This is a genomic window from Clostridium nigeriense (assembly GCF_050585265.1).
Classification (GTDB): domain Bacteria; phylum Bacillota; class Clostridia; order Clostridiales; family Clostridiaceae; genus Clostridium; species Clostridium nigeriense_B.
Map to the genome: position 1 here is coordinate 1 of NZ_JBNOOE010000022.1, position 16,947 is coordinate 16,947.

Here is a 16,947-nt window from a genome sequence, read left to right on the forward strand (position 1 = left end):
TAGTCTGTGTTCCCTCCATAATTGATAATTTATTATATCATTTTCTGAAGTTTACACAGACTATTTTACACTCTCGAGCAAAATAGAAATCTTACGCCTCTATTTTGCTCCCTTCTTATCTATATATTATACTCTGCGTCACACTATCATATTTATAATTTATAACTTGTCCATTTATTATTAGCTTTATAGCTTCTTCTATAACTTCTAAAGGAGCTATAAACCACTCTCTAGGTTTATGTTTATCTCCATCCTTATCTGTTATTTCAATATCTAAACATGATTGTCCAAAAAAATTATGCAACAAAGTTTCGAGCTTACTTACATTCATATTGTAACACTTAAATACTGTTATTATTTTAACTGGAGCCATAAGATATGTTGGTTCGCTCTCAGCTCCTTTTATTCTCTCTTCAACTGTAGTAGTTGAAAATCCAATTTTATATAGATTATTAATACTAGAAATATTTTCGTCTTCACTTTTTGATTTAAGTATATATATATACCCAGCCTCTTTATCCTCTTCTGTTACATTATTAAATTTATCAAAAAGTTCCTTCTTTAAGTTTATGTCGCTGTCAGTAATCCTTCTACCATCCTTATATAATTCAGCACCTAAAGACCTCATTAACATATCAGATTCAGTACCATTTTCAAATATACATCTTAATCTTGCATTTTTTACTCCATTTTCGATTGTAGTTTCTCCAACTTTATCAACATATAGTAACACGCCTTTTAATACAAAGAAATGTCCTTCTTCTACTTGTTGTCCATTTTTAAACTTTATTAATTTTCTTCTACCTTCTTTTAAATCTCTTTGGCATTGCTTTAATAGTCCTTCATACTTACCAAATTCCTTACATATCTTTCTACTTGCTATATAATCAGGCATTGTAGTTCTCTTAGGTAAACTTTCAACATCAAAAATATTATCATTAATATCATCGAAAATATTAAAACTATCATTATTAAAAATATCATTTATAGATTTCACTTCCACTGTATTAGTTAATTTTAATAAGTTATGTTCATCATAATTCTTTAGAATCTCACTCTTTTCTTTATCATCCCTTATGCTCGATAATCTAAAAAAAAGTTTTGTTTCTATAATATTAGTTGATTTTTCTGGCTCTCTTCCATTAGCCTCATAAAATCTATTTATTTCATTAAATGATTCTATTAGTTGTGAATTTTCAGATACATAAGTTGCTTTCTTTTCCTTAACTGTTAATATGCCAAAAGGATCATCATCAAATATTTCTAATAATTTATCAAGATTTTTATTATCCATTTCTACTCATCTTCCTCTTTAACTCTTTTAAAAATACTATTGCCTCTGCCATTCTTTTTTCCAAGGGATCTAATGATTCAATATTAGGTTGTCTCTTATTTTTAGTAATAAACTCGTTAATCTTCGGCCATAATATAATAGCTTCTTCTTCTGTCATTTGTATTCTTGTAGCATCAATAGTATCTTTAATTAATTTTAATACATGAGTAGTAACTGACTTTGATAATATTTCAAACGCTCTTTGAAATGGATTTACTCTATCAATTAAATTAATATGCAAGTCATCAATGTTAACAAATTGATTTGCCATTTTAATAAATCTTTTATCTCCAATTTCCTTAAACTCACTATTCTTTACAACAGAATCAGCTACTACATACTGACGTACTTGATCAACCTCATCATCTGAAAGTTCAGGATATTTTATTTGTATAATCTTTGGTATTAAAACTTTATTTATAACCTCTGGATCCACATTACCAGGCATAGCCTTCAACATTTGATCATCTTGTAAAATTTTTGCCTTTAAATCATTTAAATCATTTTCTATTATATCTTTTACCCTAGCAGATGAAGGTTTCTTTAGTCCACCTATCTTTATCTCACCTGGCTTAGATTCTGTATCTTCTGGGTACTTAGGTTTAAATTTAAAATTTGGAGCTAATACTTGCTCCATTAATAGCGAAGCTGTAATAGCTTTCAACATATTATTTACAGATAGTTTCACTAAATCGTCATCAGCATCAGGTTGAGCTATTAAATTAGTAAATTGTGCATGACTCTTATTATAACTATCTCTTGTACATCTTCCAATAATCTGAATAATTTCTGTTAATGATCCTCTATATCCAACCGTTAATGCATGTTCACAATATGGCCAATCAAATCCTTCTTTTGCCATTCCTAATGCAATAATAATATCTAAATCATCAGCTTCTTTAATATTTCTTAAGTAATTAACTACTTTCTCTCTTTCCTTAGGTCTATCTTCTACTAAATCAGCAACTTTTATAATTTTATTGTCTGAATATCTTTTAACATATAGAATACCTGTATCTTTATCTTGATACTCAAGTTCCCCTATAGAATCTAATATTAAATCTACCTCATTGTGTTTATCTTTAGTAGATTCCCCTGAATTAACATTTGGTATATGAATAATAGTCTTTTTGCTAGTATCTAATACCTCTGGAATTGCTGAAGTATATCTCCCTTGATAAAAGTGATATCCTATTCCTAAAGATTTAAGATACTTATATCCATTTAGCTGCTCATAATAATTGTAAGTAACCTTTGTAAACTTCTCCTCATCTTCTGGTAAAAGTACTGGAACACTATCTCCTCTAAAATAAGAACCTGTCATGGCTACTACATGAGCATTGGAGTTATTAATTATAGATTTTAATAATCCTCCTATCTTATTTTCACCATCAGAAGATACATGATGGAACTCATCAATTGCAAGAAGTGTATCATTAAACTCACTTACATCTAATTCTTCAAATGCAAATCTCAAAGTCGAATGAGTACATATTAGAATTTTCTCACTACTCAAAAAAAATTCCTTAAAAGCCTTTACTTTGCTCTTTTCTCCTCCTGGAGTACATAGATTATACCTTTCACTTGGAGTCCAATCACTAAAGAATCCATAATCAGTTAAATTTGTTGCACAGAAAGAGCTTCCTATTGCTCTTTCTGGAACTGCTACAATTACTTTTTTTATAGTTTGATTTATTAACTTATCTAATGCAATAAACATTAAAGCTCTAGATTTCCCTGATGCAGGAGGAGATTTTAAAAGTAAATACTGAGCATTTCTTGCTTTAAATGCTCTCTCCTGCATCTCTCTCATTCCATATACATTAGTTTGTGTACTTTTCTCACTTTGTTCATATTTAACCTCAATCAAATTTTCCACTTAAATCGTCCCCCTTTTTATATCATTTCTTCATATAAACTAAATAAACACTCTAATCTATCCTCATCTGATTTAAATTCCCTACTACGATAACATCTTTCAATAACTAAATCTAAATTCCTATGAGCCTCTTTTAATCCTATTGGCATATCCTCCGGGTTATATAATTGAGCTAAGCTCTTTTCAAAATTCTTTTCTCTTTCCTCTATAATTTTCATCACATATTCCCTAATAATATTTTTCTTATTTTGAGATATATTAGGAAAAGGAAATGTATTATAACATATATCCGCTGAATATCTATAATCAGTCTTTATTTTGCCTCCGACAGTTTTCACCCATATCATATGCATTGATGACATTAGAATTCCTAAAATCCAAATTTCATTAGTTTCTATTGACATACATGAATCACTTATTATATCATCTGCTGTATATAAATTCATTGGTATATATTCTCTTCTTTCTGATGAATGTCTAGGAATTGCTATATAATTAGTTCTAGGTTGTCTTATCTCTCCAAATAATTGTGGGTATTTAGCTAATTTTCTTGTTGCTTCTCTTGTACTTTTCAATCTGTATTCTCTAACATTATTTACTCTTATTTTAAATTCATCTATCTCATCAATAATATTTTCATCCTCTATATCTTTTAACCAAATACACCATCTTTGTTGATTTTGAGTAATTTCTTTGGCTCCTATCAACCTTTTAATGTATTTTTTAGCTAATGGATTATTTGATATTATATCATTACGCTCTTCTGTTGATAATATTAAGTTATTACCATCATTAGGCATACTTCCAAAACTTATTGTTGGTAAACCTGATATTGATTTTTTTGATTTTGTAATTACTAAGCTTTTTCCTGGTATTAAATATGGATTAATATTTTTAACCTCTTGAACTACACCATTAGTAAAGATTTTTTTATCTGAATTAATATTATTATTATCAAGTCCAATTATTACACATATAACTTCTGCATTACTTTTAGCATTATTTTTCCATTTAAAAGAAGTATATGCAAAGTTAATGCATACATTTAATTCAAAAACTTTAGGCCATAATATTTCAACTTGCTCTCCTTGACAAATAGAATTAGTTGAAACAAAAGCCGCCTTTGAATTATGGCCTTTAATATATACACTCGCCTTATATATCCAGCATGCAATATAATCTAGATTGTTACTCTTCTTCATATTATTAAATACTATATTTACATCATTCTTTTGTTCTCCACTCTGTAAACGCGCCCCTAAATATGGTGGATTTCCTAATAAATACACTTCAGAATTATCATTAATTGGACATATATCCTTCCATTCTACACGCAATGAATTTGCATTAACAATTTTTGCTTCTTCAACTATAGGGAATACATTTTTGCTTACACCAAATTTTTTATTGAACTTTACTTCCATCTTCTGCTCCATTAACCATAAAGATAACTTGGCAATTTCATGAGCAAAATCATCTAATTCTATACCATAAAATTGGTCTAATGAAATATTAGTAGCATTTGAATATATTTGAGGATCTATCTCATTAATTCTCTGAATAACTTTCATTTCTAGATCACGTAATTCTCTATATGCTATTAGTAAGAAATTTCCTGATCCACAAGCTGGATCGAAAATTTTAATTTTAGATAATCTATTCAATAAGACTTTTAATTTTATTGAATCATTCTTTAATTTCTCAAACTCATTTTGTAAATCATCTAAAAACAATGGTTTTATCACTTTTAAAATGTTAGTTACAGATGTATAATGCATCCCTAAATTACTTCTATCATCTGGATTAACTATAGCTTGAATCATACTTCCAAAAATATCTGGATTTACATCAGACCATTCTAACTTTCCACTTTCTATCAATGCTTTTCTGGACTTTATTGTAAAATTTAATTTTATATGCTTATCTTTAAATAAAGTGCCTCCCACATATGGGAACTTTTTTAAGTATTCAGGATAATTAGCTTTATTCTTAGTATTTAAAGCTTCAAATATTTTCTCCAAAAACACATTCAAATCACTTCCATCAGACTGTGTATAAGATTCTATCGAATTAGTAAATAGTTTACTTTCAAACAATCCGGTATCTTCTGCAAAAAAACAAAATAATATACGAGCCCAAAAAATATTTAATTGATGAACTTGATTATTTGATTTAAATCCATTATCTTTTTTTACTTCATCATACATTTTAGCCATTTTTTCTGCTGCTTTTATATCTGCCTGATTTTCAAACTCTTGACTAGCTTTCTCCATTCCAGCCCATGGTAGGAAAAAGGTATAATATCTATTTATTTCATTAATATTAATATCTAAAGTATCCTTTACCTTAGTATCTAATACTATTAACTCATCATAATCTGTTACTATAATAAATCTTGGTTCATTTTTTAAAATTACTTCATCATTTGTAACATCTAAAAACACCTTGTAAATATCCTGATCTTTACATTCTTTAAAAAATAATTTCTTTTTCCACAGTATTTCCCCTGCATTCTTAGAAATATTTGTACTTCCATTTTGTAATCTTGTTATAGAAGCTTTAGGTACTCCATAACATTTTAATAATTCATATATAAAAATATCTCTTATTAATTCGAATTCATTTTCTATAACATATGCTAATTTATTAATATTTTTTTCTATATCAATTAAATTCATAAACTTCTCCCTCATATCTAACATTATCACTTTTATTATACCTTATTTTTTTTATCTTAAATACTACTTTATATTACACACTTACAATTTCTTACACATTTCTTATCTAAAAAATAAAAAACCTCGACAACACATTTCTGTATTGTCGAGGTTTTCATGGTGGAGGCGAGGGGTCATGTGCATCCATAATTTCTTAATGGCACTGACTATATCTTAGTGTAAAATATCTTTACACTCTTGGCGTATTATAGAAGCTCAATATAGTTTATGTCTTCTATCCTAGTATTCCATAGCTTTTGCTTTAGGAACCTATAAGTCGATACGAGGCTGTTGAATTTCTTCACATACCTCTCGGTATTGTCGTTAGCATTACCTATTACGAGTTCACCGATAAAGCCAAGTTATCACTTATGAATCACTTCATAAGGCGACTCATCTTACGAATCGAACCCCTGTCCGAAAGTAGACCAATCTGACTTTCTACGAGCGTAGTTTGTGACTAAAATTTCGGTCCTTAGTTCGCTCACAAACAAACTCCTAATTCCCTAGCTTCATAAATACCCCTTTAGCTCAAAGCTTTGCTAAACTTCGTTTCCCACTTTAATGACACCAGTGATCCAGAGCGTGGGCACCCTGGGCTGATGAGCGGCTATATTAAGCTGCTAATGCAAAATTGTCTTCTGCGTTTATCTTTAATGCATACTTTATTATCGAGGTGACATGCTTGCCTCGGCTCGCTTATCAAACCCATCTTACCCCCGTCGAAGCCAAAACGCCCCCAGGTTAAAAATTAGTTTAACGCGAATATTCAATTTTCATTCTGTGTTGTAATTATATATTATAAAAATTTTTCTGTCAACAATCTTAAATATTGCATTTTATCTATATTTTTCTTTTTAAATAGATAGATAGGATATATCTAATTTAATTCTTTTAATTTCTTAAATTTAGATATATTTAATCCTATTTTCTCTGATTGTTCATAATTATGTTATAATTCTAAAGTAATATTTTTAATTTCATGATTTTATAGATTAAATCCTTATAAAAATATTTAATCATGAATTTATTTATTAACATTATTACATACTTATAACAAATGGAAGGAGTTTAAAAGTTGAAGAAAAAAACTAAAGAAACTGTGATTATAGGCATTGGTCTTGTAGTATTATCATTACTATTACATTATGCTCATTATTTAATATTTAAAGATGCTCATCACACATTAATATTTTTATTTGCTGATATAGCTTTTATCCCAATGGAGGTATTCTTTACAACACTTATTATTGATAGGCTACTTGAAAAAAGAGAGAAAAATCATTTCCTAGAAAAACTTAATATGATGATAGGTCTATTCTATACTGAAATAGGAAGAGCTATCCTTACTGAATTTGTTAAAGGTGATGAAAATATAGGTGAACTTATAAATTCAAATATTTGTGCAAGTAATTGGGATGATAATTCTTGTAAGAAACTTAAAAATGAAATAAAAAATCGTAAATTTAATTTGAATATAACTAAAATAAATATAGATACTATAAAAAACATCCTATCAAAAAATAGAGATTTCTTAATGAACTTAATAATTAATGAAAATATTCATGAACATGAAGAATTTACAGATATGCTTATGGCTTTATTACATGTTAAAGAAGAAATTGAAGCTAGATACTGTGATAAAATTCAACCTTTTGAATTAGATCATTTGGCTAGTGATATGGCTATAGCATATAAATATTTAGCACTTGAATGGTGTGAATACATGAATTATTTAAATAAGAATTATCCAAGACTTTTTGTAAGAGCTTTAATTGATAATCCATTTGATGATAGAGATAAAAAAGAAAAAGATAAAATTTATCTAGTTAAATAATATTTAAAACATATTTCTTATAATAGTAGATTAATTTATATTCAAATCTGCTTAATTATACATAATTTAAAGTTATTATCAGCTATTTTTGTTATATTCAAAATACAAAAAGTACATTGAAGATTGAGCTAGCCTTCAATGTACTTTTATAAATTAACTTTTTAATTGTCTTTATCAGCTGGATATACTACTCCTACTTGTTTCCTTGCTTCTTCAATTACTTCAATAATATCTCTTGATACCTTTAATGAATTAATCTTAGATTCTCTTTCTCCAGATTTAATTAAGTTTACAAATTCCTCTACTTCATAGCACATATTTGCTTCTTTATGTTCTAAGGATAAATCCTCTTCTCTTCCATCTCTATATATTATTTTTACATTATTAAATGTATTAATTCTATCTATTATAATACTTCCTTCTTCTCCTTGTATTTCTGATGGAAGATAAGAATTGCTTATTTTAGAATAAATAACAACACCCTCCATATCATCGTATCCAAAGACAATGCTACCTTCTCCATCTACTCCTGTTTTAAGCATAATTCCATTAGCTTGTACACTATTTGGTTTACCAAATAAATTAACCATAGGAGCTATACAGTAAACCCCTATATCCATAATTGCTCCATTAGACAATTCATTTTTAAAGGCATTTAATACTTCTCCAGCCTTATACTTATCATATCTTGATGAATATTGACAGTAGCTTGCAAAGTATTTTCTAACCTTTCCTATCTTATATAAATTATCTCTTACTACTTTAAAATTAGGTAAAAGTGTAGTTTTCATTGCTTCCATAAGAACAGCATCATTTTCTTTTGCAGCATTTATCATTTCATCAACTTCTTTAGTATTTGAAGCAAAGGCTTTTTCTCCTAATACATGTTTCTTGTTATTTAAAAATAATACTGCTTGGCTAGCATGTAGTGCATTAGGTGATGCTATATAAACTGCATCTATTAAATCACTTTTTGCCATTTCCTCTAAAGAAGTAAAAGTATGTTCAATTTCATGCTTTGCTGCATACTCTTTAGCTCTCTCTTCACTTCTAGAATAAATAGCAGCAATCTTAGCATCTTTTACTTCTTTTGCCCCTTCAATTAGTCTATCTGTAATAAAATTACTTCCTATAACCCCTATTCTAATCATAATTGCTCTCCTTTTTATAAAATTAATATACTTTAATTATAACATATACTACTATTACTTAACTCCAAAAATCACCAAAGAATTTTCCTTATAATATTGCACATACTAATAATATTCTAAATTGGATTATTAGTATAAGAATTTCTATAAATTTATCTAAGGAGGATTTTTTATGAAAAGATTAATGCCTTTATTATCAAGATTTTTCATCTACATTTTTCTTGTAAGTAACTTTATTTACTTTATATCTACAACTAAAAACACTAATTCTCCATATTCTGAATTATTTACAAAACATTATAAATCAATTTATTCTGATGATATTACTGCAAATGTTGGTACATTTATAACTGACAAAAATGAAAATATTGAGGAAAGTATAGCAAATTTTTTTCAAGATCTCTTTGCTATAAGAAATGAAGCTTTCTTAAATGGTAATGTAGAAAAACTTTATAAATTTTATGATACTAATCAAACTTTTAGTGCCTATTCTTTAAAATATGAATTTAAGAGAATTGCTTTTTTAAGAGATTGGGCTAATGTAAAAAATATAACCTTTAAAAATATTCAATCCACTTCAAATATTAAGGATTTAAAGGTAAGTAATGAAACTTATAATTTAACCTTAGGAGAAGTATATAAATTAAATTATTTTTATAATAATAATCCAGAAAAAATTAATACCTTTGAAATAGAATTAATTCATACAATAGAGCTTAAAGATACCGGTGATACCTTTATTGTAAATAAAGATTACTATGAAGATTATTTTAAAAATTATCTTAGTGATTATGACTTTGATTTAACTGAAAAGAACCTTCCTTTAAGTAAAGAGAATGTAAGAACCTTTACTTTTAATATAAAATAAATTTTACTACATATATAATTATTACAAATAAGCAATATAAAAAAGCTTAAACAAAGTATAAAGCTTAATTCTTTACACTTTGTTTAAGCATTTTTTTATTTCCCAATAATTATAATACATCATTTAATGTATATTTAGAAAACTCATGAAGAAATGCATCTAGGGAATCTCTCATTATTCCTTTGATTTTACATTCAGAACCTATGTACGGACAACAATTTGCCCTATTAAAACACTGTGCTATGTTTAAATTATCTTCAGTTATTTTAATAACCTCTCCTAAGTTTATATCTTGAGGATCTAAACCTAACTTTAAACCACCTGTTCTACCTTTCATAGAAATGATCAAGTCAGTCTTGGCTAACTTATGTATTATCTTCTTTAAATGATGTTCTGATATTTCTAATTTTTTCGCTAACTCTTCTACAGTACAAAGTTTATCTCTATTTTCTGCTAAATATACTAATGCTCTAAAAGAGTAATCAGTAAATTTGGATAAATACATGGAAACCCCTCTCTTTCGTGTTATGTTCAATTTATTGAAATTAGATTTGTCTGAATATTAAATACATAATTTATATTTTCTTATGCAAATATACTCTCTTCAAAATTATACTATAAAACATCATATAATTCCTTAAAAAAATATATTATTTTTACAGATTTTTAATATTTACAAAAAATTTAATATTTATGTTAATTGTTTTCACAATTAAAAATAATTAAGGGATACCTAAAACAAAATCTATATTGTTTTAGGTATCCCTTTAAATATATTATTTACTTAAATATTCATCTATAGCCGCTGCTGCTTTTTTACCAGCTCCCATAGCTAAAATAACTGTTGCAGCTCCTGTTACAGCATCTCCACCAGCATAAACACCCTCTTTTGTAGTTAAACCATTATCATCAGCAATTATACATTTCCACTTGTTAGTTTCAAGTCCCTTTGTTGTTGATGAAATTAATGGATTTGGAGATGTTCCAAGAGACATAATAACTGTATCAACATCCATAATATATTCTGAGCCTTCTTTAACTACTGGTTTTCTTCTTCCAGATTCATCTGGTTCTCCTAGTTCCATTTCAACGCATTTCATTCCTTTAACCCAACCATTTTCATCTACTAAAATTTCTGTTGGATTAGTTAGTACGTCAAAAATAACTCCCTCTTCCTTAGCATGATGTACTTCTTCAAGTCTTGCAGGAAGCTCAGATTCACTTCTTCTATATACTATATGAGTTTCAGACCCTAATCTTAGTGCAGTTCTTGCTGCATCCATAGCAACATTTCCTCCACCAACTACTGCAACCCTTTTACCAACTTTAACTGGAGTATGGTATTCTTCTTTAAATGCTTTCATTAAATTAACTCTTGTTAAAAATTCATTTGCAGACAAAACTCCATTTGCATTTTCACCTTTTATACCCATAAACTTTGGAAGGCCTGCTCCTGATCCTATAAATACAGCTTTAAAATCTTCTGATTCCATAAGTTCATCTATAGTTATTGTTCTACCTATAATTACATTAGTTTCTATTTTAACTCCTAGCTTTTTAATATTTTCAATTTCAGCTTTTACAACATCATCCTTAGGTAGTCTAAATTCAGGAATACCATATACTAAAACTCCCCCTGGTTCATGTAAAGCTTCAAATATAGTTACATCATAACCTTTTTTAGCTAAATCTCCAGCACAAGTTAACCCTGCAGGGCCACTACCAATAACTGCTACTTTTATATTCTTTAATTCTTCTCTTTCTGAAAGGTCAACATTATTTTCTCTTGACCAGTCTGCTATAAATCTTTCTAGCTTTCCTATAGATACAGGCTCACCTTTTATTCCTAATACACATCTACCTTCGCATTGGCTTTCTTGTGGACAAACTCTTCCACAAACTGCTGGTAATGCGCTATATTTTGCAACTTCTTTTGCTGCTTCTTCAAATTCACCTTTTTTCATATATGCAACAAAGCCTGGAATATCAATAGATACAGGACATCCTTCTACACATTTAGGATTTTTACATCCTAAACATCTATTAGATTCTTTTATAGCTTCTTCATCTAAATATCCAAGACATACTTCTTCAAAGTTTTTCGCTCTTACTTCTGGAGCTTGTTCTGCTACTGGTACTCTTTTCATTCTATCTTGTACTTGTGTACTCATAACTAATCCACCTTACAACCACAACCACCATGATTGTGAGTATCCCCTTCTTCTATTTTTAACTGTGTTCTACCTTCCTCAGTCTTATACATAGATTGTCTTCTCATAGATTCATCAAAATCTACAAGATGTCCATCAAATTCTGGCCCATCAACACAAGCAAATTTAACTTTTCCGCCAACAGTAACTCTACATGCACCACACATACCTGTTCCATCTACCATTATTGGATTTAAGCTTACTGTAGTTTGGATATTAAGCTCCTTAGTCAGCATAGCCATAAATTTCATCATTATCATAGGTCCAATTACTATAGCATGATCATATTTATTACCTTTTTCTTGAACTAAATATTTTAAACAATCTGTAACTCTTCCATCAAATCCATAAGTTCCATCATCAGTTGCTATGTATAAGTTTCCAGCAACTTTTTTAAATTCATCTTCTAATATTAATAAGTCTTTAGTTCTGCTACCAACGATTACGTCACAAGAAATTCCATTTTCTTTCATCCACTTAACTTGTGGATATACAGGTGCTGCCCCTACTCCACCTGCTACAAAAATGATATTTTTTTTCTTAAGCTCTTCAATATCTTCGTGGATAAATTCACTAGGTTGTCCTAAAGGTCCCACGAAATCAGCAACATATTCACCAACTTCAAATCCTGCAAGTTCTTTAGTTCCTCTTCCTACAGCTTGGAAAACTATAGTAACAGTACCTTCTTCTTTATTATAATCAGCTATGGTAAGTGGAATTCTCTCACCCTTATCGTCATTTTTAATTATTATAAATTGACCTGGATTAGCTGATCTTGCAACTCTAGGCGCTTCAATATCCATAAGATATATGTTATCAGTAAGCTCCCTCTTTTTAACTATTTTATACATAATCGTCCCCCCTAATTTTTATCTTTCTTAATAATGTTATCACTTTTCGAATTTTCACACAATTGATTAATGTATTTTTTTGTATAAATAACCAAAAAAGGTTATCATAAAAAGAATCTAATTCAGTTTAAGATAACCTTAGAATTGAATTTCTATTTAACAAAACTAATTATTATTAAAAATCAACTTTGGTTCCGTAGAATGTACATTCAAATAATTTTTCCATAGTCTTATCATCAATTTCTCTTGGATTAGATCCAGTACATGCATCTAATACTGCGTTATGAGAAATAAATTCTAAATTTGCCTTAAAGTCTTCTTCTGTTACTCCGTATTCTTTTACTGTGTGAGGAATATTTAATTCTGTATTTAAATCATTTATTAATTCAATTAATGAATCTGTTAATTCTGCGTCTGTTTCTCCCTTTAATTTTAAATCTCTTGCTATATCAGCATATCTATCTTCACATTTAACTCTATTATATTGTATTACATATGGTAAGAATATTGCATTTGCACATCCATGTGGAATATGGAATACAGCACCTGTTTTATGTGCCATTGAGTGAACAATTCCAAGTAAAGCATTTGAGAATGCCATTCCTGCTAAGCATTGTGCTTCGTGCATTAAGTTTCTTGCTTCTTCATCACCTTTAAATGAAGCTATTAAATTTTTTCTAACCATTTCTATAGCCTTCATAGCTAATGGATCTGAGAAGTTTGATCTAAGTGATGCAGTATATGCTTCAATTGCATGTGTTAATGCATCCATTCCAGTATGAGCAACTAATTTAGCTGGCATAGTTTGAGCTAATTCTGGATCTACTATTGCTACATCTGGAGTTATATTAAAATCAGCTAGAGGATATTTAATCTTTGCTTTGTAATCAGTAATAACTGAAAATGCTGTAACTTCAGTAGCTGTACCACTTGTTGATGGAATTGCTACAAATTTAGCTTTTTGTCTAAGTTCTGGTAATCCAAATGGAACAACTGCTTGTTCAAAAGTAAAATCTGGATATTCATAGAAAATCCACATTGCTTTAGCAGCATCTATTGGTGATCCACCACCCATAGCAACTATCCAATCTGGCTCAAAGCTTCTCATTTCTTCTGCACCCTTCATAACTGTTTCTACTGATGGGTCTGGTTCAACTCCTTCAAATAGTTTGACTTCCATTCCAGCTTCCTTTAAGTAGCTTTCTACTTTATCTAGGAATCCAAAACGTTTCATTGAGCCTCCACCAACTACAACAAATGCTCTCTTTCCTTTTAAATCCTTTAATGCTTCTAATGATCCTTTTCCATGATATAAATCTCTTGGTAATGTAAAACGTGCCATAATGACCTCCAATATTATCTAGAATTTATTTTCTTATTTCGATAAATATAATAAGCAAGAGTCATGCCAAAATGTTTTTTATTTAACAATCCTGTTAAATAATTCACTTTTCTTAGTATAATTATATTTATAAAAATATTACTGTCCTAAATTTGAACATCTAATTATATTAATATTGTTAAGTTTTATGACACTGTCTTATTTTTGAGCACTATTAGTTTTTAATTTCTATGTTATACTTCTTTATTTTTAAATATAATGTATTTCTACTTACTCCTAGAGATTTAGCTGTTTTAGTAACATTATAATTATTATATTTTATAGCATTAATAATGGCTTCTTTCTCTATATCTTCTAAATTGAAATTTTCTTCTACTATACTTTTTGATATTACCTCATTATTATTGCTACTTATATTGAATAAATCTTTATTTATATCATCACTATCGTCTAATATTTCAGATGATAGCTCACCATTTAAGTTCACTATATTTTCTATACAATTTTCCAGTTGTCTTATATTACCTGGCCAATTATAGCTTAATAATTTATTTATTAAGTCATTACTTATATCTGGTATTTCTTTTTCTAACTTCATTGATTTCATACCTAAAAAATACTCTATAAGCATTCTTATATCTCCTTTTCTTTCTCTTAAAGGAGGTAATTTTATTGGAATAACACATAATCTATAATATAAATCTTCTCTAAAAGTTCCCTCTTTAATTTCTTTTTTTAGATTTCTATTAGTAGCTGCAATTACCCTCATATCTACTGAAATTTCTTTGCTACCACCTAATCTTGTTACCCTTCCTTCTTGTAACACCCTTAAAAGCTTCACTTGCATATCAAGAGGCATATCCCCTATTTCATCTAAAAATAATGTTCCTCCATTGGCTAATTCTATTTTTCCTATTCTTCCGCCCTTTTTTCCACCAGTAAAAGTTCCATCTTCATATCCAAATAGTTCACTTTCTATAATATTAGCCGGTATTGCTCCACAATTTATTGCTACAAACTTATTGTTTTTTCTAATACTATAATTATGAATAGATTGTGCTAAAACTTCCTTACCTGTTCCACTTTCTCCTTGAATTAAAACTGTAGATGGACTATTAGCTATAACCTTACAATTTGTAATTACATTTTTTATAGCATGACTTTCTCCAATAATATCATTAAAAGTAAAGACTGCTCCTGTGAAGTCAGTTTTCTTATCATTCTCCTTTACTTTAGTCAAAATAGCCACAATTCCAATTACTTTTTCATTATGTTTTATTCCCTTAAGTGTAACTTCTGTCTTATATTTACTATCATGATTTAATTTTATTTCTCTTTTTATTATTTCATTATTATTTGATATTCTATCTACAATGTTTTGAAAATTAGGTATTATATAATTTATATCTTCATTTATTAAATTGTTATTCTTCTTTTCTAAAATTTTAAGTCCTAATTCGTTTATATTTATAATTATCCCATGTGTATCTATAATTATGATTCCTTTGTCTACGTTTTCTATGACAGTTTTCATATAATTATATGTTTGATTTAGTATAAAATTAGTCTTAATTCTAAATAGTTCATTTTCTATTGCAGTTACTCCAAAAATAACTAACCCTAAAGTATGCGGATGTTTCATATTACTTTTCCCAGTTAAATTTAAAGTACCAATTATCTCGCCTTTACTATTATGAATTGGAGCTGCTGAGCAAGTTAAACTCTGAAAAATAGATATATAATGTTCCTTAGCAGTTATCTGAATACATCTATCTTCTGATATTGCTACTGCCATTGCATTAGTTCCTATATTTTTTTCATCCATATAGGCTCCAACTATTAAATTTAATTTTTCTAATTCATCTTTAATTTCTTCAGCACCCTTTATATAAAGAATACATCCATTATTATCTGTTAATGTTATTATAAAGTCTTTATCCTCAACAGCTTCAAAAACATTATCTATATATGGTTTAGATATTTCTATTAATTCCTTGTTTATTTCAAGTACTTTCTTCAATTCATCATTCTTTAATATTATTTTTGAATGATTAATATCTTTATTTACTCCATAACCTTCACTTCTCTTATGAGACTTCTCAATTAATTTACTTTTATTTTGCATAGTCACCCCATACCTCTTATGTTACTTTATATTACAAATATAGTTTACTCCTATATAAGTTACTTTTCCATAAAAAAGAAGTAAAAATAAAAATAGGATAACCTTAATATTACTTTTAAGATTATCCTATTTTTTATTTAATTAATATCTATTAGAATTTTTTAATTCTCTCTCAATATCTCTCTTATGAGCTTTTTCTAACATAGAATCTCTCTTATCGTAGTTTTTCTTACCTCTACATAATCCAAGAGCTACTTTCACCCTACCATTTTTTAAATATAATGATAATGGAATTAATGTATATCCTTGTTGAGATACTAATCCATTAAATCTAGCTATTTCTTGCTTATGAAGTAAAAGCTTTCTTTCTCTTAATGGGTCTACATTAAATATATTTCCTTGCTCATAAGGGCTTATGTGCATATTTTTTATAATAATTTCTCCGTTATCTACATCAGCATAAGAGTCTTTTAAATTACATTTTCCACCTCTTATAGATTTAACCTCAGTTCCAACTAAAGCTATTCCTGCTTCTATAGTTTCTTCAACAAAATAATCATGTCTTGCTTTTCTATTTTCAGCTAATGAATTACTATTTTTCTTTCTTACCATAATCTCACCACACATTTTATTT

Annotated in this window: 12 protein-coding genes and 1 other RNA gene; 2 read left to right on the forward strand and 11 right to left on the reverse strand. The window is 28.3% G+C overall.

Going from position 1 to position 16,947, the window contains the following annotated elements:
• Positions 1 to 115 precede the first annotated feature (115 nt).
• From ACQPVP_RS15120 to ssrA, 4 genes are all read right to left on the reverse strand, one after another.
• Positions 116 to 1,294 (reverse strand): GIY-YIG nuclease family protein, encoded by a 1,179-nt coding sequence (locus ACQPVP_RS15120; protein WP_430851327.1) that lies wholly within the window; start codon positions 1,292 to 1,294, stop codon positions 116 to 118.
• On the reverse strand, positions 1,287 to 3,212 hold the full coding sequence (locus ACQPVP_RS15125; RefSeq protein ID WP_430851329.1) for a DEAD/DEAH box helicase: 1,926 nt from the start codon (positions 3,210 to 3,212) through the stop codon (positions 1,287 to 1,289). The genes ACQPVP_RS15120 and ACQPVP_RS15125 overlap by 8 nt, the downstream gene beginning before the upstream one ends.
• A gap of 17 nt (positions 3,213 to 3,229) precedes the next feature.
• Positions 3,230 to 5,890, reverse strand: coding sequence for a DNA methyltransferase (locus ACQPVP_RS15130; RefSeq protein WP_430851331.1), 2,661 nt, complete (start codon positions 5,888 to 5,890; stop codon positions 3,230 to 3,232).
• A gap of 440 nt (positions 5,891 to 6,330) precedes the next feature.
• Positions 6,331 to 6,662: a transfer-messenger RNA gene (ssrA, locus tag ACQPVP_RS15135) on the reverse strand.
• A gap of 345 nt (positions 6,663 to 7,007) precedes the next feature.
• On the opposite strand from ssrA, the gene ACQPVP_RS15140 reads away from it, so the two are divergent.
• Positions 7,008 to 7,766 (forward strand): hypothetical protein, encoded by a 759-nt coding sequence (locus tag ACQPVP_RS15140; RefSeq protein ID WP_430851333.1) that lies wholly within the window; start codon positions 7,008 to 7,010, stop codon positions 7,764 to 7,766.
• A gap of 161 nt (positions 7,767 to 7,927) precedes the next feature.
• On the opposite strand, the gene ACQPVP_RS15145 is transcribed toward ACQPVP_RS15140, so the two are convergent.
• Positions 7,928 to 8,917, reverse strand: a complete 990-nt coding sequence (locus tag ACQPVP_RS15145) for a Gfo/Idh/MocA family protein (RefSeq protein WP_430851335.1) — start codon at positions 8,915 to 8,917, stop codon at positions 7,928 to 7,930.
• A gap of 172 nt (positions 8,918 to 9,089) precedes the next feature.
• Here ACQPVP_RS15145 and ACQPVP_RS15150 point away from each other — a divergent pair, with 172 nt between their 5' ends.
• On the forward strand, positions 9,090 to 9,785 hold the full coding sequence (locus ACQPVP_RS15150) for a hypothetical protein (RefSeq protein ID WP_430851337.1): 696 nt from the start codon (positions 9,090 to 9,092) through the stop codon (positions 9,783 to 9,785).
• Positions 9,786 to 9,894: 109 nt separating this feature from the next.
• Here the strand turns inward: ACQPVP_RS15150 and ACQPVP_RS15155 are convergent, their stop codons facing one another.
• From ACQPVP_RS15155 to smpB, 6 genes are all read right to left on the reverse strand, one after another.
• Positions 9,895 to 10,290, reverse strand: a complete 396-nt coding sequence (locus ACQPVP_RS15155) for an RrF2 family transcriptional regulator (protein WP_430851339.1) — start codon at positions 10,288 to 10,290, stop codon at positions 9,895 to 9,897.
• A gap of 271 nt (positions 10,291 to 10,561) precedes the next feature.
• The gene (gltA, locus tag ACQPVP_RS15160; RefSeq protein ID WP_430851341.1) at positions 10,562 to 11,956 is read right to left on the reverse strand and encodes an NADPH-dependent glutamate synthase; all 1,395 of its coding nucleotides are present in this window, start codon (positions 11,954 to 11,956) and stop codon (positions 10,562 to 10,564) included.
• Positions 11,957 to 11,958: 2 nt separating this feature from the next.
• Positions 11,959 to 12,846 (reverse strand): sulfide/dihydroorotate dehydrogenase-like FAD/NAD-binding protein, encoded by an 888-nt coding sequence (locus tag ACQPVP_RS15165; RefSeq protein ID WP_430851343.1) that lies wholly within the window; start codon positions 12,844 to 12,846, stop codon positions 11,959 to 11,961.
• 175 nt (positions 12,847 to 13,021) lie between these two features.
• Complete coding sequence (locus tag ACQPVP_RS15170; protein WP_430851345.1) at positions 13,022 to 14,188, reverse strand: iron-containing alcohol dehydrogenase; 1,167 nt, start codon at positions 14,186 to 14,188, stop codon at positions 13,022 to 13,024.
• Between the two features lie 214 nt (positions 14,189 to 14,402).
• On the reverse strand, positions 14,403 to 16,313 hold the full coding sequence (locus ACQPVP_RS15175) for a sigma-54-dependent Fis family transcriptional regulator (protein WP_430851347.1): 1,911 nt from the start codon (positions 16,311 to 16,313) through the stop codon (positions 14,403 to 14,405).
• A 141-nt stretch (positions 16,314 to 16,454) separates the two neighbouring features.
• Positions 16,455 to 16,925: an SsrA-binding protein SmpB gene (smpB, locus tag ACQPVP_RS15180; RefSeq protein WP_430851349.1), complete on the reverse strand. Its 471-nt coding sequence runs from the start codon at positions 16,923 to 16,925 to the stop codon at positions 16,455 to 16,457.
• Between the last annotated feature and the right edge of the window lie 22 nt (positions 16,926 to 16,947).

Bases quoted from the DNA above. Each gene is read 5' to 3' on its own strand.
- ACQPVP_RS15165 (WP_430851343.1), bottom strand. From the start codon at position 12,846: ATGTATAAAATAGTTAAAAAGAGGGAGCTTACTGATAACATATATCTT.
- gltA (WP_430851341.1), bottom strand. From the start codon at position 11,956: ATGAGTACACAAGTACAAGATAGAATGAAAAGAGTACCAGTAGCAGAA.
- ACQPVP_RS15120 (WP_430851327.1), bottom strand. From the start codon at position 1,294: ATGGATAATAAAAATCTTGATAAATTATTAGAAATATTTGATGATGAT.
- ACQPVP_RS15145 (WP_430851335.1), bottom strand. From the start codon at position 8,917: ATGATTAGAATAGGGGTTATAGGAAGTAATTTTATTACAGATAGACTA.
- ACQPVP_RS15175 (WP_430851347.1), bottom strand. From the start codon at position 16,313: ATGCAAAATAAAAGTAAATTAATTGAGAAGTCTCATAAGAGAAGTGAA.
- ACQPVP_RS15130 (WP_430851331.1), bottom strand. From the start codon at position 5,890: ATGAATTTAATTGATATAGAAAAAAATATTAATAAATTAGCATATGTT.
- ACQPVP_RS15170 (WP_430851345.1), bottom strand. From the start codon at position 14,188: ATGGCACGTTTTACATTACCAAGAGATTTATATCATGGAAAAGGATCA.
- ACQPVP_RS15155 (WP_430851339.1), bottom strand. From the start codon at position 10,290: ATGTATTTATCCAAATTTACTGATTACTCTTTTAGAGCATTAGTATAT.
- ACQPVP_RS15150 (WP_430851337.1), top strand. From the start codon at position 9,090: ATGAAAAGATTAATGCCTTTATTATCAAGATTTTTCATCTACATTTTT.
- smpB (WP_430851349.1), bottom strand. From the start codon at position 16,925: ATGGTAAGAAAGAAAAATAGTAATTCATTAGCTGAAAATAGAAAAGCA.